Annotated in this window: 16 protein-coding genes; 7 read left to right on the top strand and 9 right to left on the bottom strand. The window is 40.9% G+C overall.

What is annotated here, in order from left to right; all coding sequences use genetic code 11:
* Window positions 1–53 precede the first annotated feature (53 nt).
* On the top strand, window positions 54–677 hold the full coding sequence (locus tag H6G76_RS07740; protein ID WP_190697947.1) for a TetR/AcrR family transcriptional regulator: 624 nt from the start codon (window positions 54–56) through the stop codon (window positions 675–677).
* Between the two features lie 108 nt (window positions 678–785).
* Here the strand turns inward: H6G76_RS07740 and H6G76_RS07735 are convergent, their stop codons facing one another.
* The 3 genes from H6G76_RS07735 to H6G76_RS07725 all read right to left on the bottom strand — a co-directional run bounded on the left by H6G76_RS07735 (window position 786) and on the right by H6G76_RS07725 (window position 3,363).
* A complete protein-coding gene (locus H6G76_RS07735; RefSeq protein WP_190697944.1) occupies window positions 786–1,688 on the bottom strand; it encodes a M48 family metallopeptidase in 903 nt (300 codons plus the stop codon).
* 95 nt (window positions 1,689–1,783) lie between these two features.
* Window positions 1,784–2,209 (bottom strand): DUF2358 domain-containing protein, encoded by a 426-nt coding sequence (locus H6G76_RS07730; RefSeq protein ID WP_190697941.1) that lies wholly within the window; start codon window positions 2,207–2,209, stop codon window positions 1,784–1,786.
* Window positions 2,210–2,217: 8 nt separating this feature from the next.
* On the bottom strand, window positions 2,218–3,363 hold the full coding sequence (locus H6G76_RS07725; protein WP_190698332.1) for a glycoside hydrolase family 10 protein: 1,146 nt from the start codon (window positions 3,361–3,363) through the stop codon (window positions 2,218–2,220).
* A gap of 216 nt (window positions 3,364–3,579) precedes the next feature.
* Here H6G76_RS07725 and H6G76_RS07720 point away from each other — a divergent pair, with 216 nt between their 5' ends.
* From H6G76_RS07720 to H6G76_RS07710, 3 genes are all read left to right on the top strand, one after another.
* Window positions 3,580–4,443 carry an alpha/beta fold hydrolase gene (locus tag H6G76_RS07720; RefSeq protein ID WP_190697939.1) on the top strand — a complete coding sequence of 288 codons (864 nt, stop codon included), beginning with the start codon at window positions 3,580–3,582 and terminating at the stop codon, window positions 4,441–4,443.
* Between the two features lie 311 nt (window positions 4,444–4,754).
* Window positions 4,755–5,213 (top strand): pentapeptide repeat-containing protein, encoded by a 459-nt coding sequence (locus tag H6G76_RS07715; protein WP_190697935.1) that lies wholly within the window; start codon window positions 4,755–4,757, stop codon window positions 5,211–5,213.
* 740 nt (window positions 5,214–5,953) lie between these two features.
* Complete coding sequence (locus H6G76_RS07710; RefSeq protein WP_190698328.1) at window positions 5,954–6,391, top strand: CAAD domain-containing protein; 438 nt, start codon at window positions 5,954–5,956, stop codon at window positions 6,389–6,391.
* A gap of 419 nt (window positions 6,392–6,810) precedes the next feature.
* Here H6G76_RS07710 and H6G76_RS07705 read toward each other — a convergent pair whose 3' ends face one another.
* The 3 genes from H6G76_RS07705 to petH form a co-directional block, all read right to left on the bottom strand.
* On the bottom strand, window positions 6,811–7,899 hold the full coding sequence (locus H6G76_RS07705; protein ID WP_190697930.1) for an S-layer homology domain-containing protein: 1,089 nt from the start codon (window positions 7,897–7,899) through the stop codon (window positions 6,811–6,813).
* A 190-nt stretch (window positions 7,900–8,089) separates the two neighbouring features.
* Window positions 8,090–9,379 carry a homoserine dehydrogenase gene (locus tag H6G76_RS07700; RefSeq protein ID WP_190697927.1) on the bottom strand — a complete coding sequence of 430 codons (1,290 nt, stop codon included), beginning with the start codon at window positions 9,377–9,379 and terminating at the stop codon, window positions 8,090–8,092.
* Window positions 9,380–9,566: 187 nt separating this feature from the next.
* Window positions 9,567–10,889, bottom strand: a complete 1,323-nt coding sequence (gene petH, locus H6G76_RS07695) for a ferredoxin--NADP reductase (protein WP_190697924.1) — start codon at window positions 10,887–10,889, stop codon at window positions 9,567–9,569.
* A 1,271-nt stretch (window positions 10,890–12,160) separates the two neighbouring features.
* Between petH and H6G76_RS07690 the strand changes: the two genes are divergently transcribed.
* From H6G76_RS07690 to H6G76_RS07680, 3 genes are all read left to right on the top strand, one after another.
* Window positions 12,161–13,165: a phosphoribulokinase gene (locus H6G76_RS07690; protein ID WP_190697921.1), complete on the top strand. Its 1,005-nt coding sequence runs from the start codon at window positions 12,161–12,163 to the stop codon at window positions 13,163–13,165.
* 326 nt (window positions 13,166–13,491) lie between these two features.
* A complete protein-coding gene (metK, locus tag H6G76_RS07685) occupies window positions 13,492–14,754 on the top strand; it encodes a methionine adenosyltransferase (protein ID WP_190697917.1) in 1,263 nt (420 codons plus the stop codon).
* Window positions 14,755–15,453: 699 nt separating this feature from the next.
* Window positions 15,454–17,178 (top strand): ATP-binding protein, encoded by a 1,725-nt coding sequence (locus H6G76_RS07680; RefSeq protein WP_190697907.1) that lies wholly within the window; start codon window positions 15,454–15,456, stop codon window positions 17,176–17,178.
* 61 nt (window positions 17,179–17,239) lie between these two features.
* Here H6G76_RS07680 and murJ read toward each other — a convergent pair whose 3' ends face one another.
* The 3 genes from murJ to H6G76_RS07665 form a co-directional block, all read right to left on the bottom strand.
* Entirely contained in the window at window positions 17,240–18,844 is a 1,605-nt protein-coding gene (murJ, locus tag H6G76_RS07675; RefSeq protein WP_190697904.1) for a murein biosynthesis integral membrane protein MurJ, read from the bottom strand.
* 208 nt (window positions 18,845–19,052) lie between these two features.
* A complete protein-coding gene (locus H6G76_RS07670) occupies window positions 19,053–19,559 on the bottom strand; it encodes a pentapeptide repeat-containing protein (RefSeq protein ID WP_190697901.1) in 507 nt (168 codons plus the stop codon).
* Between the two features lie 83 nt (window positions 19,560–19,642).
* Window positions 19,643–21,154: an LCP family protein gene (locus H6G76_RS07665; protein WP_190697898.1), complete on the bottom strand. Its 1,512-nt coding sequence runs from the start codon at window positions 21,152–21,154 to the stop codon at window positions 19,643–19,645.
* Between the last annotated feature and the right edge of the window lie 33 nt (window positions 21,155–21,187).

The raw sequence follows: 21,187 nt of genomic DNA, 5'->3' as shown, positions 1-21,187 counted from the left end.
ACTAGACTGTCCAGTATGATATAGCAAGATATCTGCAAAAAAGTTTACTATTCATGGCTAAAACTCATGCTTCCCAACTGGAATTTGTTTTACCTGCAATTACTCAAAAGCAAGAGCAAATCTTGCAAGGAGCAATTCAAGTATTTTTGCAAGAGGGTTACGCTAGAACCAGTATGGATAGGGTAAGTGCAGAAGCAGGAGTTTCAAAACAAACGATCTACAGTCACTTTCAAGATAAAGAAGGATTGTTTAAAGCGTTGATGGAACGGTTAACGCTTACGTGTTTTCAAAGTATATTTTCTGGTACGAAATTGCATGGTGAACCTGCAATTTTATTGCGTCAGGTAGCTGAAACTTATTTAACCAAAGTTGCGGATAATCCTGATTATTTAGCACTGTTACGGTTGATTATTACTGAGTCACAAAACTTTCCCGAACTAGCAAAACTATATAATCAAACAGTAGTGCAACGCGGTCGATTTTTACTTAGTCAATATTTTGCATCTCATCCAGAATTAAATATTGCTGACCCAGAAGCAATGGCGCATATCTTTATGGGGTCGCTGGTTTCTTATGTGATTGTACAGGATATCTTGTATGGCAAAGAACTATGCTCATTGTCACGCGATCGCCTGTTAGATAGTCTGATGAATGTAGTGATGAGCCAGTCAAAATAATTTGTTATTTAAATCTTATACTGCTCTTTGTAAAACTGCGGCAAACAAACACTCTCTATACTTTCTCCCTTAGCGTACTTTGCGTACTTTGCGGTTCGTTTTATAAGCTTACCAAGAAGACATAAATTGCCAATCTTCTGAATCTTCTGTATTGTCTGCTGAAACTTCTAATTTCTCTAAATTTTCTGCTTGCAGTAACTTATCATATTCTCCCGAATCAACCCACTTCAATAATTCAGAAGCGCGCATCACAGACCAAGGAAGTTGATACTCCATAAAGCTGAATATCTTAGTTACTTGATCTACGTTATCTAGACTAATGCTAGAAAATTCCCGCGCTTGGGCTGTAAAATCAGCGATAGTATCTGGATTTATATATTCACTAGGTAAACCACCTAATTTCATGAGTGCAGTGATAGCAACATTAATATCTTGACACGCTAATAAACCCGCGCGATCGCAAGTAAATTTTGACATAATAATCCAGTTATAAAGCCCTATTTCTATCCCGCCAGCAGCTAAACCTCCCAAGCCAAAAGTTGTACTATTAACGATATTTTTTAACATTGGCATAACATTTGCCATTTGCTGATAAGCGATATATTTACCCTTAACTCGTGCAATTTCATACCCAAAAGCAAATAGCAACTCTTCATAGGAATACCATTCCATCGCTTCTAAATTCACGCTTACCATTGGGTTTTCTACACCAACTACATTAGTATGAATGTGTCCCGTACCACGAAATAGATAGAGTTCCGGCTTTGGACTCAAGTCAAGAATTTCACAGCTTTCTGCAAATGCATCATGCAATGGAGGAAAATTGCGAGATGTGACGCGAAATTCCCCACCAAGAATTTGCATTCTCAGCAAGCGGTCAATTCCATACTCATTTACCTTTTTCAACAATAAAGGTAACCCAGGTGTTTTATTTAAAGCTGTCAAAGCTTTCTGGTCAAAAGGATGTTGAAATGTAACTGTATTTAGCCCAGATAATATTTTTCTTTCCATGCTTTTTTAAGCCTTCATAAATATTGAATATTTAGCAATCTAAGCATAGTTGAGAACATCAACAAATAATAAATAACCCTGTAACCTATCACCCATCACCTATCACCTCTCTGACCAAACTGCCTTAAAATCTCTCCTGGCTTTCTATCCCAAGTATCAATATGCTCATATATCAAATTATTTGAGTTAAGTTTATAAGTTGAATAGCCATTAAAAAATATCTTTGCCTGCCAAGGTACACGTAACACACCTCGTACTGTCCACTTAGCTATAATCGTATCTTCCGCCGCCTGATAAACTTCATGTACATCAAAGGCAATTTGAGTAAAAAATAGTTGGGCGTGAAATCGCAATGTCCAAAATATAATGCGGTAATTGAATTTATACTTAAATTTATTTACTGGGTCTTGAAAATAGATATCTTGTGTATAAATATCGTAAGAGATATCTTTTTCAAATAAAGTTGGTAAATCATCTTTGAGAGTTTGAATTACTTGTTCTATCTGCAATTTATCTGCCATACGCTTATTTAAATAAGATTTTTCAAGAATTTTTTGATTTTCTGCCATAACGATAAAGCATCACTATTGCTATGTTGCTGTAAATCTGCCAAAGTCGGGAATACAGCAGGTTTAGCATAGGGGCCATTTCGCAAGACATTAGCAAGAGCATTGTTATTCTCTCGCAAACCTTCGTAAAAAAAGAAGACTTCGCCAGAAATTCCGAGGCGGCGGTTGTAGGCGATCGCCTGCATCAGATATTCTGGACTAATGCGGTAATCACCAAGCTTCATGAGAATTCCTGGTGCTACCTTAGAAAGAGTCTCATCTGTAAACTGACTGACCAGTTGATTAGCGATCGCTTTATAAGTATTAAAATCACGGCGATAAATTTGGGGGTGAATCATATCGACAATTCCCAACCTCAGCCATGTGGGATAGTCTTGCAGATATTCTCGAAATCCCCAATCATAAATATTTGGAGACATCGACACCAGCAAATTAGGGTTAATCCTTTTCACTTCGCCGTACAGACACGCCAAAAAATCTGTCAAAATATCAGCACGCCACTGTAACCACTGTTTATCTTTGGCGTTGTTGGGTGGACTACAACCAAATTGCTGTTGATAACGGGCAATAGTCAGGGGATCATAACCACCTTCGCATGGTAAAGCCGGAAAGCGATCGTCGCCTTGAATACCATCGACATCATAATTTCTGACAACCTCCAAAACCAAGTTCAACATCAACTCTTGCACTTGGGGATGGAAAGCATTCATCCACTCAAAACCATTTTTCTGCAACAGGTTCCCATTACAGTCTCGCGCCGCCCAGTCTGGTTTTTGCTGTAACAGCATCCCACCATTCGATTTGTAGGAACTCGCAAAGCCATATTCAAACCAAGGGATAACTTTTAACCCCACTCGTCGCGCCTGGGTTATTACCTCTGCTAAAGGGTCACGACCAAGAGACATCGGTTCAATCTCTACCCCAAAAGTTTGTCGCATAGTTTGACTGGGGTACATAGTCACAGCCTTATTCCAAACCACGGGAAACACCACGTTAAATCCAGTCTCGGCTAACAAGTCCATTGCTTGTGCAATGCGTTGCTGTGACCGGAAAACCTTACTGTCAGTAGTTGTCAGCCAGACACCACGAATTTCTGTTGTTTTCATGAGGGGGAAGTGGGAAGTAGTGTTAGCCCACGGAGGTGGGCTTTGTTTATGTAGCCGTGAATTCCATTCGCTTTTGTCTCCCGATTCCCCACTCCCCATATAAAAATTCTCTGACATTGCCACCACCTCAAACACTGCCTTTTAACAGATGTTTGGTCTAGGAAGACGGTACATAATTCAACACAACTTACGTTATCCCTAGAACAAATACAACCTATGTCAGCAGCAACAGAGACTTGGCAACACAAATGCATAACTACCAATGGTGTGAAACTCCACTATGTCACCCAAGGTACAGGCCCTTTAATGCTGATGTTACATGGGTTTCCGGAATTTTGGTATTCTTGGCGGCATCAAATACCAGAATTCGCTCAAGATTTCCAAGTTGTGGCGTTAGATTTGCGCGGCTATAACGATAGCGATAAACCAACAGCACAATCAGCTTATGTAATGGATGAATTTGTCAAAGATATTGAAGGAGTAATTAAAGGTTTAGGACAAGAAAAATGTGTGTTAGTTGGGCATGATTGGGGCGGTGCGATCGCCTGGTTTTTTGCCTATGCCCACCCAGAAATGATCGAGAAATTAATCATACTTAACCTGCCGCATCCTGCTAAGTTTTCCCAAGCATTCTTAACTCCTCAGCAGTTGCTACGTAGTTCATATATATTCTTTTTTCAACTGCCTGCAATTCCGGAAATGATGCTACAATCTTTCGATTATCAAACAATTACCCAGACTATTCAAGGTACAGCCGCTAATAAAAATGCCTTCACTTCATCTGACCTAGAAACTTATAAAAAGGCTGCGGCTAAACCCGGTGCTTTAACAGCTATGTTGAATTATTACCGCAATAATTTACCGCAATTTTTACCCAACAAAAAATGGGAAATTTTGTCTGTGCCAACACTGATGATTTGGGGAGAAAAGGATACTGCTCTTGGTAAAGAACTTACTTATGGAACTGATGCCTACGTTAGCAACTTTCAAATTCAGTATATTCCCGATTGCGGACATTGGGTGCAGCAAGAACAGCCTCAATTAGTTAATCAGTACATGAGGAATTTTTTAGCGAATTAATATACTTAAACGGTATTTACTGAGTGACTTTTACTCCTAGAAGAATTACCCTTAACAACTTATGACAAAGCAACATAAATAATCGAATTTCGTAAAAATATTTAACAAGGCTCTAATTAGGTAATTTATGCATAATTAATCTGCAAGTAATAGCCTGAAACCCTTGTGATTATTATTGTTGCGTCACCAGTAAATAAATTGCACATCTCCCTTATTTTGTTAATTAAATCAACCTTGTGAAAAAAATTAGTGAGATAATAGAATCGTGAGGAAAAGAACGGACGCAACCTAATTTCAAAGGGGGAAAGATTATGAAACTCAAGCTGTTTGCGGCTCTTGCCTTAGCAACTCCCCTATTTTTTGTAAGCTCTGTTAACGCAGGGAATTCACAAGATTTACAAAGACTTTTATCTACTGGGGAATGTCAACGGTGCAATCTATCAGGAGTTGACCTCAGGAACGCTCATTTAATTGGTGCTGATTTACGCGGTGCAAATCTTACTAAAGCAAATCTTTCGGGTGCAAACCTTGAGGGTGCAGATCTCACCAATGCCAATCTAAAAGGAGCTAACTTATCTTCAGCTTTTGCGACTAACGTTAATTTCAAAAAAGCCAATCTTAACGGAGTCAATTTTACCCGCGCTCAAATTCACGACTCCAATGTATATGGCGCTTCAATGGAAAATATGAATATTACTGATGCAGACATTTTTAACACAGGCATCGGTGTTGGTGGTGAAGACGGCGCACAAATGCCAGATTGGGACTAGGCTAAACTACATAAACTAGTTTCCCGACGCAAGAATAGAACGGGTTAAAGGATACTCAACCTTGATTAATAGGGGTGAGGAATTGGAAAATATTTTCAATTCCTGATTCCTTCCTGACTTGAAAGAGAGTTGCAAAGAAAAAACCGCTTTCATTTTTGGTGGTGAAACTTGGTTAATCAGGGTTGCCTTATTTCAACTACAAATATTTACGCTGTTTTACTCAGATGGCTTAACGCTACCTCTTAGCCCACTGGTAAACTCATACCACAAAATATTTATAAAATCTAGGTTAAATGAATATATAAAATGTTTTATTAAGTATTCATATAAATGACCAACAGATTTATTGACGAATCCGGCTGAAGATAGCTTTAATATTCAGGTAAAATCGGCGATTATCCTTGTATAAAGGAGAAGTGGTCTGTTTTTTGCATGATTTGTACTTGAATGAGTACTATATATCAGCAAATGATACGGTATGGGATAATCTCATCCTGAGGGTTCCAGTTGATTGACAAACACAAAACTCAGACAGATGGGGTAACACATTCTATCGCTGTTTAGCTTCTGTCCTCCTACTGACTGTCTACCTTGTAGTTGATGCAGTAGAGGTTAGAGGCCTTTATGGTTATAGGGAACCCCAAGCCAAGTCTGATACACTTGTGTCTTGCTTAATCGCAGCCTTTTGGTTGTAATTGTCCGGATTAAAAAACCCAACTGTCAAATTTATGGAAGTTAAAATGCAAGAACCGGAATTCGCAGAAACAAAATCCACAGAAGCAACAGTGCCAGATATCAACAGCCAAACAGGAACCATTACCAAACTCCAGCCTCCTGCACAACCTCAAGAGGAATGGATAAAATATGGCGAACAAATTTCTGGCTTTTTAGCAACACTGCCTGAATACCTGGGTAGCTTTTTCAATAAATACAAGCAACCTCTGGTTAGCGTTGGCTTAATTGTGACAGCAATTGTCGCGGTTAAGGTACTTTTGGCAATATTAGATTCTTTGAATGACATTCCTTTAGTAGCACCTACCTTTGAGTTGATTGGTATTGGTTACTCTGCTTGGTTTGTTTATCGCTATTTACTCAAAGCTTCAACCAGAAAAGAGCTAACTAATGAAATTACAACTCTTAAATCACAAGTTGTTGGCAGAAACGCTCCTGAAGCTTAATATAGCAGGCAATAGGCAACAGGCAACAGGCTCGAAAGTCTCTTGATGTCTGAGTTTTACGGTTAGCTTATTTCCCAAACTATGCTTCAACTGCTATAACTCCTCACTGCAATTTAAAACACAGAAATTTGAGCGGCAATTTGCGCCGCTCAAATTTTTTGAAGATTAAATGTTGGTGATCTAGCAGGGGACAGGTAACAGGTGATAGGTGACAGGGTTAAAAGCGATTTGCTGTCTAAGTTTTATCATCTGTTGATGTCCTAAGCTATACTTCGGTTCCTATACTTAGGGACTTCCAGAAATTAAATTATTCAACTATCAACCATCAAAGATATTGCGAAGAATCTTTTTCCCCCTCTGCTACCCTTCATGATTGGATATTTTTTGAGTTGGAAGTCCCTTATCGAGACGGCAATTTTTCAGGGAGTGACTCTACCTTTAGGCAAGGAATTCTGCACAGGCGATGCCTGCGGCGGGCTTTGCCAACGCACAATATTCTCAGAAGAGAGATTATCTACTCTTCCCAGCTTAACCAAAGCTTGATGCACCATAGCAGCAACCTCAGCACGGGTAGCTGCTTGATTAGGAGCCAAAACTTTTTGATTAGAATTGGTAATCACCAGACCATTAGCTGTTGCAGCCGCTACCTTGCCAACAGCATATTTAGGAATATTGTTTCTATCCTGATAAATACTTAACACCTGTGACGGTTTCGCTGGTTGTTTGAGATTCAACCCACTGACAAGTGCAACCAAAACTTGTACACGCGAAATCTTTTGTTTTGGCTGAAAGGTTTTGTTGGGGAACCCTTTTAAAAATCCTGTACCAACAGCGTGGTCAATTGCTGGTGTTGCCCAATATTGATCTGCTACATCTTTAAACGGAACTGAGTTTTTACTCAGTTCTGTGTCAAAAGCTTGCTGGAGGATAGCAGCAAATTCAGCGCGGGTGACAGGCTGATTTGGTCTAAATGTATAATCTGGAAAACCTTTGATAATACCACGAGCCGAAAGAGTATTAATAAACCGACTGGCCCAAAAATTAGTAGGTACATCATTAAATGCTATCGGTGGCGGAATAACTGACTTCTGTTCAGCAGGGGTAACTAAAGGCAAAGGTGATGATTTAGTTGATGTAGAGAAAGGAGCCAACTTTGGTGATGAATTAATCGGAGCGACTGGAATAGGTGGAAGTATTAGGGGTAGAGTGGGGCTTGGTTCAGGAACAAACTCATTTGGAGGCGATGGCACAGCCTCAGGTTGGGAATTTGCGTTTGGTTGCATTTGCGTAGCTGGAGAAGTTGCTGCGGGCTTGGGTTGAGTTGTCGGAGTTGAACTCGGTGGAGGCGACAACAATGCATTCAAGTTCCAGCCAGCATCACGCCGAGAAAATGACCACAACAGAATTCCCCCAATAGTGGCAAAGGCAACCAAAATGGCAATAAATTCATCAAAGCCAAGGGCTGTTTTTTCAGATGACTTTGGATCGGACGGAGGTAGATTTGTCATCGTGTATACCCTGGAAACGGTAAAATTCCCTGTAAAAAATTAACCTACAAAATGAAGTGTAAAGCATAAATAATCTTTCCTAGCTTTGGCGACTGAAGTCGCGGCTATACAGACAAAACCCGCGTAGGCGGGTTTAACATCTTAGTTTTTAGACTTCCTCTCAACACGTTTATTTCATACTTCACACTTCTTAAAGCACTCGTAAAATGCTGGGAATGCTATCAATCGCTTCCAGATTCCGAATTTCATCTAAAGCTTGGCGGAAGTCACCTTCTTTAACATCGTGAGTAACAACGACAATTTCGGCTAACGCTCCCTGAAAGCCAGTTTGCACAACTGACTCTAAACTCACACCATGATTGCCAAAACAAGTACCTAATTTACCGATCACACCAGGATGATCTTTGGTGAGGAAGCGGGTGTAAAATCGGGTTATTAGTTCAGAAATGGGTGCAACTTGGCAGTAATCCTCATGTCTACAAGTCAGTAGCGGATTGGGAGCAGTTGTATTACTTTTGAGAGCAGCTGCTAGGCTTAAAATATCTGATGTGACGGCACTGGCTGTTGCGCCTGCACCTGCACCCGGCCCAAAAAACATCACTTGGCCGATGGGTTCTCCTTCGACGAGGATGGCGTTGTAAACACCGTTAATACTAGCTAATGGGTGCGCTTTAGGTACAAAGGTAGGATGAACTCTGACAGATAGCTGCGAGTTAGCCATGTTTTGGGATTTGGCGATCGCTAATAATTTAATCACAAATCCTAATTTTTCGGCATAGGCAATATCTGTCTTACTAACTTGCCGAATGCCTTCACAATACACGTCGTTTAAGCGGATGCGTCCGCCAAAACCCAAGGATGCCAAAATCGCAATTTTATCGGCTGCATCTAAGCCCTCAACATCAGCTGTTGGGTCAGCTTCAGCATAGCCTAAGCGTTGAGCATCAGCCAAAACATCACCAAAGTCGCTGCCTTCCGTTTGCATCCGGGTGAGGATGTAGTTAGTTGTACCGTTAACTATGCCAGTAACAGTATGAATCCGGTTGACACTTAAAGCTTGCTTTAGGGGTTGAATGACGGGAATCCCACCGCCAACAGCTGCTTCTAACATGACATAAACCCCAGCTTCATTGGCAGCGTTGAAAATTTCAGCCCCAAAACGAGCGATCGCAGCTTTATTGGCAGTAACTACGTGTTTCCCATTTTTGATCGCTTGGAGAATTAGCGATCGCGCTGGTTCCAGTCCACCCATGACCTCGACTACTATATCTACCGCCGGGTCATTGACAATTGCTTCTAAATCTGTAGTTACCACTGACTGTGGCAATTTTACCGCACGGGGTTTGTCAAGCGATCGTACCCCCACCCGATAAATTTCTATTTCCTCCAACAGTGGATGACGGCCAACAGCATCTTGTAGTAGTTGCACCGTACCTGTTCCTACTGTACCTAATCCCAAGATTCCCAGCTTTACACCCACAAACTTTTCACCCAATACTAGTTATGAGTTCAGAGCAGTTATTATTTTAACCACCAAAACTCTTTCTTTAGCAAATATATATACAAAACAATTGTAGGGTGGGTAAACAACCCACCCTACAGATTATCTTGTTTTAGTTGTCTTTTGTCAGTTGTCTTAATCTAACGACCAATGACCAATAACAAAATTAGTAAGTTTCTACGTGCCAGCGGCCAGCTTTCTTGATTTCCTTCTGATAATCACTCCAAGTTACGTCTTCCTTAGCAGCAGCAGCAGTTAAAGCCGCATCAATACCATCTTCCATTCCGCGTAAACCGCAGATGTATGTATGGGTTTTTTCGTTTTTAATCAACTGCCACAATTCATCAGCGTGTTCTGCTACGCGGTCTTGAATGTACATTCTGCCGCCTTGAGCATTTTTTTGTTCACGGCTGATGGCATAAGTCAAGCGGAAGTTATCAGGATACTTCTGCTGCATTTCTTCCAATTCTTCTTTATATAGAATATTGGGAGTTGTGGGAACACCAAATATCAGCCAAGAGAATCCCTTAAATTGATAATTTGGGTTAGCGGCTCTTTCTGCATCCTTAAACATCCGCCACAAGTAAGCGCGCATGGGTGCGATACCTGTACCAGTTGCCATCATAATGACATTGGCTTCAGGATCGTCGGGTAACAGCATTTCTTTACCCACGGGGCCTGTGATTTTTACTTCATCTCCTGGTTTGAGGAAACACAGGTGTGTAGAACAAACACCGTAAACTGTTTCACTAGTTTCTGGGTGCTTGTACTCTAACTGACGAACACACAATGAAACTGTCTTATCGTCTACATCATCACCATGACGGGTTGACGCGATAGAGTACAGTCTCAGTTTTTCTGGTTTACCGTTTTTGTCCAAGCCAGGGGGAATAATCCCAATACTTTGACCTTCTATGTACTTCAAATCACTGCCAGACAGGTCAAATTTAATGTGCTGAACAATACCAATCCCACTTTCGCCAACTAATGGGTCATTAGATATACACTTACCGATAAATGGAGCATTGGGACGATAAGTGTTTACTGGAACATCAGCGTGGGCTTTTTTGGCTTTCGCTTGAGTCATGGTGTTGCCTTTGGTATCTTTATTTTTTGGCTGTTCTTCAGCTTGTGGTTTAGCGAAGCCTTTAACTTCACTTGTCGCCTTCACAGGTGTGGCTTGACCATTCCCCCCACCACTAGCAGTCTCTCCAGATGCAGCATCCACAACTGCGGCATGACCATTTAGTTGTTCTAGAACGCTGGCTGGTTGAATGCTAATAATTTTGCCGCCTAGGCGAGTGATACGTCGCATTTCTTGATTCATGCGGTTGTAAGGCACTCTGATGAACACACTGCCACTTTTACGAATTGGGTAGTTCGTTTGATCAGTTTCTTCGTTCTGACGCAGACCCACCACTTCGTAAACGAAGATGCGGCTACCTGATTCTGTGTTGGCAGCACCCTCAACAGCACCTTGATTGTACATTCGTTCTATCACTCCGATATTTACTTAACCGTTTTTCAAAAAAAGCTATTCCCATCACTAGCCAGCTTTTAGTTTATCGGATTTTTGGCAACCAAAACTAGTGCTTTAGGAAAGCGGCATCACAAAAAGAATGCCTTGCTAAGTACACTCACCTTAAGACAAGTAGGCACTGTAATAATTACACCTGTTCACCTTTTAAAGTAGAGGATAAGTCTCTTGGGGAATGTTAAAAATGTATCACTTTAATCTTTTCTTCGGGAATTGGCATTCCCATCAAGGAGATATGCAACTACTTATCGCCATAAACAGCAACTATCCTAATAGCAACAGGCATATAGCCATCCCAATTTGATTTACCACCTAACGGTGAGGGCAGGTAATAGGGTTGAGGCAATAGATTTGTTGAATCTCATACACAGGCTGCTATAGCTTTTTTAGTGTTGACTACGAATTTTAGATTTTAGATTTTTGGGTTATGCACCGTCTCTTATTGAGCCACTTCTTTGGGCGGGTTTTTCGCCTTGAAGGGAGTAAGGTGGCAGAACCAATCAAACATCTTCAATTTTAGTGTACGTGTTTGCCAATAATATGCTTGGCTGTTTTTTATTGATTATTTAGTCATAGTTAATTTTTTGGCTAGCACGAATGCATATTTAAAGGATGTAATCTAAATACTTAAAACCAGTTTCACTGGATGTGAAACATCTGTCAACCTCTACTAATAGCTTGCTATAAGGTACATATTTATACTTTTAGAATTTTCAGACAATCTGAGTTATGAAGTTAACTTTATGTTCATTCTTTTGGTAGATTTTAACTTTGAATGTTTAGGGTAATCGACCAATAGTAATAAAGAGGCACCATCTCTTAAAAGTGCGCTATCTCAAAGAGACTACACCTGATAAACTTTAGATAATAGAACTTCCACTAGTAATATATGATTAAGACAATAGTTGTGCGTGCTTGGAAAAGTGACCACTAAATCATCAATACAAGCGTGTAAGCACGATATTCTTCCTGACATTAAACCTTGTATAGGATAACCCCTTCTGTTAAAATCAAATATACCACTAGGATTAAATACTTACCAGCTGCAAAATAAAGCAATCTCAGACGAGTAACAGCCGTTAACTTGGTTGTTCGCCCGTCTGATAGTCATTATGTGGCTGAGTAGCAAGAACACAGGAAAAACCGATGGGGTAAACTCCTGGCTTCAAAATCTGCTGTGTGAAAAATTATTGATTGACACATTTAGTATTTAGAGGAGATTTATGACAAGTAAGCCGGAACGCGTGGTACTAATTGGAGTAGCCGGAGACTCCGGGTGCGGCAAATCTACTTTTTTGCGTCGTTTGATCGACTTATTTGGTGAAGAGTTCATGACAGTTATCTGCTTAGATGACTATCATTGCTTAGATCGCAAACAACGCAAAGAAACTGGGATAACTGCACTTGACCCCAGGGCAAACAATTTTGACTTGATGTACGAGCAAATTAAGGCTCTCAAAGAAGGTCAAGCCATTGATAAGCCGATTTATAACCACGAAACCGGCATGATTGATCCGCCAGAAAGAATAGAACCAAATCATATTATAGTGGTTGAAGGTTTACATCCTTTATATGATGAGCGGGTGCGATCGCTGCTCGATTTCAGCGTTTATTTTGACATCAGCGATGAAGTTAAAATTGCCTGGAAAATTCAACGCGACATGGCAGAAAGGGGTCATCGCTACGAAGATGTCTTAGCAGCTATTAACTCTCGTAAACCTGACTTTACGAAGTATATTGAACCCCAAAGAGAATTCGCTGATGTAGTTCTCCAAGTATTGCCTACAAACTTAATCAAGAACGACACAGACCGCAAAGTTCTGCGGGTACGGATGTTGCAAAGAGAAGGTAAAGAAGGATTTACACCTGTTTACCTGTTTGATGAAGGGTCAACCATTCACTGGACTCCTTGTGGACGTAAACTGACCTGTTCTTACCCAGGTATGCAGCTGTACTATGGCTCCGATGTTTACTACGGCCGCTACGTTTCTGTCTTAGAAGTAGATGGTCAATTTGACAACCTAGAAGAAGTCATTTACATCGAAAACCACCTCAGCAACACATCTACCAAGTATGAAGGTGAAATGACTCACTTGTTACTCCAACACCGTGAGTATCCAGGTTCCAATAACGGAACTGGTTTGTTCCAAGTGCTAACAGGTTTAAAAATGCGTGCTACCTATGAGCGCCTGACATCAAAGGAAGCAAAACTAGCGGTTCAAGTCTAAAACAAAACAGCAGTGTTTGTGTCAAAGTTTTTAGGGGGCGCTTCCGGGGAGACCCCCTTTTTATTTTATGTTTGATAGATAGTCAGTTTGTTATGCCCGATTTCCTACTCACTATTGATTATTAATAAAACTACTTTATTGAAAATACTATTGAAAATCGTAAATATTTGCTTTACCAAACCTCAGACTTGATTTGGTCTTAAAAAGATAGCACTACACTGACTACCGAATGTGTCAAGATTGTTATGATTCCACAAATAATTCGTTGAACTAAATATAAACTTAAATATTTAGTCAACAAAAATACTTTCACTGGAGGAATGTCTTTGTCTCATCGCTATTTATTTACCTCCGAGTCAGTAACTGAGGGTCATCCCGATAAGATCTGCGATCAGATTGCAGATACAATTCTTGATACTCTACTGACCCAAGACCCTACCAGCCGTGTTGCGGCTGAAGTAGTAGTGAACACTGGTTTAGTCTTAATAACTGGTGAAATTACTACCAAGGCAAACATCAATTATGCCAATCTAGCACGGAAAAAAATCGCCGAAATTGGCTATATCAATGCAGATAACGGTTTTTCGGCTAACAGCACTAGCGTTATCGTCGCCTTAGATGAACAATCACCAGATATTGCTCAAGGCGTAAACGTTGCTCACGAAACCCGTGAACAGGATAGTGATGAACTATTCGACAGCATCGGCGCAGGCGACCAAGGAATCATGTTTGGTTTTGCTTGCAACGAAACGACAGAACTCATGCCCTTACCCATCTGTGTTGCCCACCGAATTGCGCGTCGTTTGGCAGCAGTTCGCAAAACAGGTGAATTGTCCTACCTGCGTCCTGACGGGAAAACACAAGTCACCGTTGTCTATGAAGATGGCAGACCTGTTGGTATTGATACTATCTTGATTTCCACTCAGCATACAGCTACTATTGGGGAAATCACTGATGAGGCAGCAGTGCAAGCTAAAATCAAACAAGACCTCTGGGCAGCAGTGGTCGAGCCTGTGTTTAGCGATATTGACATTAAGCCTGATCAAGATACACGCTTTTTAGTTAACCCTACAGGTAAGTTTGTCATTGGTGGGCCTCAAGGCGATTCTGGGCTGACAGGACGGAAAATCATCATTGATACCTACGGTGGTTATTCTCGTCATGGTGGTGGTGCTTTTTCTGGTAAAGACCCCACAAAAGTAGACCGTTCTGCTGCTTATGCTGCTCGTTATGTGGCCAAAAATATTGTGGCCGCAGGGTTAGCAGACAAATGCGAAGTTCAGTTGAGTTATGCCATCGGTGTGGCTAGACCAGTCAGTATTTTCTTAGATACCTTTGGGACTGGCAAAGTAGATGATGAAATTTTGCTGGAATTAGTCAAACAGAACTTTGAACTGCGTCCAGCAGGCATTATTCATGCTTTCAACTTACGCAAGTTACCAAGTGAACGAGGCGGACGTTTTTATCAGGACATCGCGGCTTACGGTCATTTGGGACGGAATGATTTAGACTTGCCTTGGGAGCAAACCGATAAGGCGGAATTTTTGCAGCAAGCAGTTAGCCAGTTGCGTTCAACTGCGATCGCGTAGCATAGCACAATAAAAATTACAGTCTTCGTAATTTTATAAATTTGCCTCTGCCTTGATATTGTGACTTTGCAACAAGGCAGGGGCTTTTTGTGGCTAGAGATGCTGAAAACTTAAAATATAGCCAAGAGCATAGCAGTAGAAGTAAAGGTTAGCACAAGATCTAATCATCAAACATGGATGCTAAGAGGCTTTCAAAACTGTTGCCTGTTGCCTGTTGCCTGCTATATCGATTAGGACATTTTGACAACGTGAATGTCAGAAACAGCAAGGTTTCTACCTTCTGCCTTCTGCTACAGGTTGGAGAATTAGAGTAATTGATGATAAGATGCGATATAAATGAAAATGTCAGGCAACTACATATTTAAATAAGCTAAAGTAAGAGCGAAGTAGCAGTGTAGCTGATAGTCAAAACATAGCTGCAATTAACTGGGTTTCAAAAATAGTAACGATGAGCAAAAAACCTAGAATATACTTTACTCTATAAAACTATTGATTATAAAAATAGTTTTTATCTTTAGCCCGTGTTTTTGTATACATTCATATCAAAATCACCCAAATATAATGAAGTCATGGCAATTATTTAAAGAATATTTACCCTACTTCTCGAAAAAATTGTATAGGTGCTAATCACCAATTAATTTAATTTGAAAGATGAAATTGATATGGCGATTTTTGCGGGAGGGCAAGGAGATTTGAGGAATGCAAACTCACAAGCCTAACCTTATTAACAGCAATTTAGAAAGCAAAAAAGTGCCAGACCAAGAGCCATCAACCGACGAACTACCAACTATAGAATTTCCTTCTAGTGGGAAACTAAAGGCCAGTTCCTGGCGGATACATCAGAAAATTGGTTATGGCTATTTTGTCGCTATTGGCATTGGTTTTTTTGGGTCACTTACTGGTTTAGTAATCGCCAACTACTACAGAGGGCGAGAAATCAGGCAGTTTAATCAAGCTCAAGAACAACGACAACTACTGAATGACTATAAAAATGCAGTAGTCGGCGCGCAATTACATAGCTCTAATTTAGTTGCAGTATTAGAAGATTCACAAAAGCTGTTAACTAAAAAAAACGAATTTTTAAGTAGTGTTAATAAAGCTAAAAATTTAGAGAAAAAAATTGATGCTTTTATAGATACAAAGCCAAAAAGGTTAGCAGCAGCAAGTGGTAATTTACAGGCTTTATTACAAGATTATGCAGTTAATTTAAAGTCTTACGTTGACCAAATAGAAGCTATATTGCAAAAAACTGATAAGCAGCCCTTACAGCCACCGCAAATTGCCTTAACTAGAGAGCAATTACTCACAATTATGCGTGGTGAAACAGCCATACAGTTAGATCTGCTATCAGAGAAGTTAGCTAATATCTTGCAAACTGCCGAAAATCAAGAACAAGAAAGACAACAAGATGTAGAGCAAGCTAAAGGGGTTGAAAGATTAATTGTAATGGTGAGTATGCTGGTATCAGTAGCGATCGCTGCCATTATCGCATGGCGCACTAGTCGAGCGATCGCCGAACCAGTAATCACCGTTACCCAAGTCGCAGAACAAGTCGCCCGCAAATCTAACTTTGATTTGCGCGCCCCAGTCACCACCGAAGATGAAATTGGCTTGTTAGCCAAATCGTTAAATCGTTTAATTGAAAGAGTATCAGAACGCACCAAACAACTAGAACAAGCGAAAGAATTAGCCGAGGCCGCCAGCAAAGCCAAGAGCGTATTTCTGGCTAATGTCAGCCATGAACTACGTACACCTCTAAATGCTGTAATTGGACTCAGCCAACTGTTGCAGGATGACGCTACAGATTTAAATTTATCGGGAGATTTTATTACTGACTTAGAAACAATCAACTCCGCAGGTAGACACTTACTAGAATTAATTAATGACATCCTCGACTTGTCAAAAATTGAAGCGGGGAAAATGACTCTTTATCCAGAGACATTTGAAATTGCCAATTTGATTCATAATATTGTTCACACTATCAAGCCATCTATCGAAAAAAACGGCAATGTTTTAGTAGTAGAGTGCGACGAGCAACTGGGAACAATGTATGCTGATCAGACCAGGATGCGGCAAGTATTATTAAACCTGCTGAGTAATGCGGCTAAATTTACTACTAACGGTAAAGTCACACTAACTGTTAAAAGTGAAAAACCAAATTCCCCTTTAGAATCGCCCTTGAGCATGATTTCATTTACAGTTGCTGATACAGGCATTGGCATGACATATCATCAACAGCAACAGTTATTTCAACCTTTTATCCAAGGGGATACTTCAACTACTAAAAGGTATGGCGGTACAGGACTAGGATTAGCAATTAGCCGCCATTTTTGCCACATGATGGGCGGTGAGATTTTTGTCACAAGTCAGCCAGGAGTAGGCTCAATTTTCATTGTGCGTATACCTCTGACTATGAAGGAATGATACAGCAGAATTCAGCAGGCATATAATTTCGAGCAAGGTTAGCGTTGTTCAAAGTTCACAGTTATTTTTTTAAGAAACGCTGACGCAAGCGCAAAACAAAAGTATTCACCTCTGGTATTTTCATAAGTGAAGCGATCGCAGCAAACACAACTAAGCCCACTAAACCAGCAATTGACAACTCTACTAACTGAATTACTAAGCCTTTTGTACCTAATAAATGCTGCAAGCCAAACAAAGTACCATAACTGGCTACCCCAGCCACGATACTGCCACCAAGTAAACCAAAAATTGGCAAACTCCACTCACGCCAAGGTAAACCGTTAAGCTTGCGATCAAGTAACCATAACAGCATTAACATTGAGCTGCAATTAACACCAACAGTTGCTAATACCAAACCTGGCGCACCAAAAGGTTTAACCAAAAAATAATCAAGTACAACGTTCAGCAAAATGTTAAAAATGCTAATCCGAAACGGTGTTTGCCCATCTCCTAAGGCGTAAAACACGCGTACTAAAACATCTCGCCCCAAATAAGCAAACATCCCTATGCCATAGGCAACCAATAGCGAAGAAACCAACTGCGTAGCATCTTGCTTAAAGGCTCCTCGCTCATATACTACCTGCACAATTGGCACTGATAATACCACCATTAAAGACCCCAAAGGCAGCATCGTGCAGGCTGTAAGTAATAAACCTTGGCGAATGCGTAATTTCAAATCAGGCCAATTTTCGGGTTCCGCTAGTTTGGCAAAAATTGGTAATAAAGGTAACAAAATAATATTAGAAATAATCCCTAAAGGTGTTTGAACTAGCAAATTGGCATAGTTAAAACCAGCCGCCGCACCAGGAATAGGACTGGCAAAATAAAGGTCAGTGGCAACATTAATTGGCATCATTCCCGAAGAAATTGTTGCCGGAGTCATAATTTTAATCACTTCTTGAACAGCAGGGGCTTTAAAATCAAACCGCAGACGCAGCGTACCTAGTCCTAACCGCCACTGGGCAATCAATTGCACCAACCACTGAAGAATTGCCCCGGCTAAAGTTCCCCAGGCTAACACCATTCCACCCATGAAGGCGTATTCTGGCAGAATAATGTTCTTGCCTAATTGCAAAGCTAAAATCGCAATACCAGCAACTACAGTGATACTTGATAGTAAAGGGCTGATAGAAAGTAACCAATATTGGTTGGCAGTATTGAGAGTCCCGAAACCAATGCCAATCAAGCCCGAAAATAAAGCCATCGGGGCCATGATTTGGAGTTGTTGAATGGCGATCGCTCTTGTAGTGGCATTCAAACCATGACCGACAATATCAACAATGGTATCTGCTAAAAAAATCTGGGCAACGGTAACAATCAACAGTATTCCACCCACTAGGGTGGTCACTGTTTCCACCATAGGCGCAGCTTCTTGTTGCTTGCGTTTAGCTAAAACACTAACAACAGCACTGTGTAATGGCCCGTTGACACCACCTAGTAATATCAATAAAAAGCCAGGAATAATATAGGCATAGCTATAAGCAGTCGCAGCTGCACCAACACCAAAAGCGGCAGCGATCGCTTGCTGCCGAATTAACCCAAATACTTTACTAATTAACGTGGCTGCGGCAACAATGCCAGCAATTCCAGCGAAAGAACGAGACGATTTTTGCTCTTGATTAGTCACGAATAATACCTGACAGTCTGGAGAAGAATGAAATAATCGGGAACAGAGTAGGTGAAATTTCCTGTTCTCAATTCCCTGTGTCCGATAAACATTTAATAACTATATTTCATACTTCAAACTAGCCTTCTCCTAAAAGGAGACGCTACGCGAACGGCAAGCCGCTACTCTTCGAGAACGCTTCGCGAACGCGTCTACAAACTTCATACTTTTACTTACAACCCAAACTATCGCGGGTAGCAACACCAGTTACTGGATTTACCCCATCAGCCTTTTCACACAGCAAAGAAACTTGATAGCGGTCAATTAAAGCGTCTGTGAAATCCGCGCCAGTAATGTCAGCATCATAAAAGCGGCTACTGGTTAAAGTCGCTTCGGTAAAATTAGCATTTTTTAAGTTAGCACCATCTAAAGTAGCGCGATCTACTAAAGCACCCGTCAAGTTTGCACCTTCTAAATTAGCTTTTAATAAAACACCCTTAGTAAAAATGGCGTTTGTTAAATTCGCTCCTTGAAAATTCGTCCCCCGCATTTCCGCCGCGACAAAGGTGACACCAGCCAAATCAGTATTAGCAAAGTCGCGGTTTTCTAAATTGATGTTGCTGTAGTTGATTGTATTAATTTGAGCAAAAGCTGGTCGCGGGCTAAGTATTACCCACAGACCAGCCAATAGCAAAATTAGAAACAAACTTAATAATTTCTGCCAAATCTTGTTCATAACTTTATGTTTGGTCAAGAGTCCATAGTCAATAGTCCATAGTCAAGAGTAAGGGATAATGACTAATGACTAATGACTTTTGACTATTTCCAATCTTTCCCAATCCGAATCGTAATATCAGATTCAAAATCCCCAGATGATGACACTTCAATTTGACCTAAACCCAAGATCTTTTGCAGGTCAATTCCTGGTTGTCGGCTACCTCTATGGACAATAATCTGAGTTTGACGTTGGCTATCAGGCCAATCTGAAGCTGTGTAAATATTTTTAAAGCCTTTCCCTTTGAGATAAGCAATAACTTTTTCGGTTACTTGTGGTTGATTAGAAGCATTTTGAATAGCAATTTTGAGGTTAGAAACTGGACGCGCATCTGCTTTCAGTCCAGGCACATCGACCCCAACATAATTATTCAGTAGATTTTGTTGTCCAGTCATATTCAGCCAATAGCTATTGGGGTCTTGACTAAAGCGGCTGAAGGTACCCGGTAAAGTGGTCATTTGGAATTTATCCCGTTCTACATTTACGGAAAAATTCACCAAAGCCATCATTTCTTCTATCTTTAAGTTAGTGTCAAAATACTTCCGCATCAGGCGGGTTAATTGAGGTAACTTAGGTAGAACCGTAGGACTGTTGAGGCGTTGCAGTAATGCCGTGACTAGTGCTTGTTGTCGCTGCACTCTTTCTAAATCCCCTAGCCCCTCTTCACGGAAACGGGCAAACTGTTCTGCCTGTTCGCCATTGAGGGTTTGCCAACCACTAACTAAATTAATGGACAGTTGACTGCTAGTATCACGATATTCCATTGATTTAGGTACAAATACCTCTACCCCACCCAGCTGATCAACTAATTGTCTCAAGCCACTGGTAGAAATCCGAATATAACGGTCAATTGGCGCATTATTCAAAGTCCGGCTAACTACCCGCGCCGCCAACACTGGCCCGCCTTGAGGGTTAGCATCCGATAGCTTTGTTAAACCTTTTTCTGGGATCGCAATCATGGTATCCCTGGGAATCGAAAGCACCCGGATGGATTTATCACTGGGGTTGAGCCGCACTAAAAGCATGGTGTCGCTTTTGCCAGCAAAACTTTCAGGTGAGCCATCCACAGCATTATTCACTGGCTCAATTCCCATAATCAAAATATTCATGGGACGCGATAGCTGGTATTGAGAAATTTTGCCCCATAATTCCCCTGGTAAGGGAACTTTTTGTTCATCTTTACCAGCAAACCCCTGTTCTTCGTCTGTTTTATCCAGATTGCTCCATAAAGGAGTCCAGAGTGCCAAAGTCGATACTAATAGTCCAGAGAGAATTACCCCCATCACTACTGTGAGTATCCACAGCAGCCAGCGAGGCATACTCAAGCCCAATCTCTCATAGAGTTCGTTGGGAATTGCACTCACTGACTCGACAACGCTGCGAGAAGCCGTGGCTGTTGCTTCTTGAGTTGTAGATTCAACTTCTGAATCTGTTGCTGTTTGCAGCGTTCCCTGATTCTCTAAGCGCTGTATTTGACCAGGCTGGCTTTCTAAATCTAAACCTGGTATTTGCTGAGGTGTAACCTCATTTTCTGACCATTGAACTTCTCTAATCACAAATTTCTCCCCACTCGACCACTTCCCTAAAAG

Origin of the sequence: Nostoc sp. FACHB-152 (assembly GCF_014697475.1) — a bacterium.
Taxonomy (GTDB): domain Bacteria; phylum Cyanobacteriota; class Cyanobacteriia; order Cyanobacteriales; family Nostocaceae; genus Nostoc_B.
Note: the sequence above shows the minus strand (reverse complement) of the source record. Positions and strands in the feature narration are given on the sequence as shown.

Coding starts and splice junctions, on each gene's coding strand:
- H6G76_RS07740 (WP_190697947.1), top strand. CDS start 54: ATGGCTAAAACTCATGCTTCCCAACTGGAATTTGTTTTACCTGCAATT.
- H6G76_RS07735 (WP_190697944.1), bottom strand. CDS start 1,688: ATGGAAAGAAAAATATTATCTGGGCTAAATACAGTTACATTTCAACAT.
- H6G76_RS07730 (WP_190697941.1), bottom strand. CDS start 2,209: ATGGCAGATAAATTGCAGATAGAACAAGTAATTCAAACTCTCAAAGAT.
- H6G76_RS07725 (WP_190698332.1), bottom strand. CDS start 3,363: ATGAAAACAACAGAAATTCGTGGTGTCTGGCTGACAACTACTGACAGT.
- H6G76_RS07720 (WP_190697939.1), top strand. CDS start 3,580: ATGTCAGCAGCAACAGAGACTTGGCAACACAAATGCATAACTACCAAT.
- H6G76_RS07715 (WP_190697935.1), top strand. CDS start 4,755: ATGAAACTCAAGCTGTTTGCGGCTCTTGCCTTAGCAACTCCCCTATTT.
- H6G76_RS07710 (WP_190698328.1), top strand. CDS start 5,954: ATGCAAGAACCGGAATTCGCAGAAACAAAATCCACAGAAGCAACAGTG.
- H6G76_RS07705 (WP_190697930.1), bottom strand. CDS start 7,899: ATGACAAATCTACCTCCGTCCGATCCAAAGTCATCTGAAAAAACAGCC.
- petH (WP_190697924.1), bottom strand. CDS start 10,889: ATGTACAATCAAGGTGCTGTTGAGGGTGCTGCCAACACAGAATCAGGT.
- H6G76_RS07690 (WP_190697921.1), top strand. CDS start 12,161: ATGACAAGTAAGCCGGAACGCGTGGTACTAATTGGAGTAGCCGGAGAC.
- H6G76_RS07680 (WP_190697907.1), top strand. CDS start 15,454: ATGCAAACTCACAAGCCTAACCTTATTAACAGCAATTTAGAAAGCAAA.
- H6G76_RS07670 (WP_190697901.1), bottom strand. CDS start 19,559: ATGAACAAGATTTGGCAGAAATTATTAAGTTTGTTTCTAATTTTGCTA.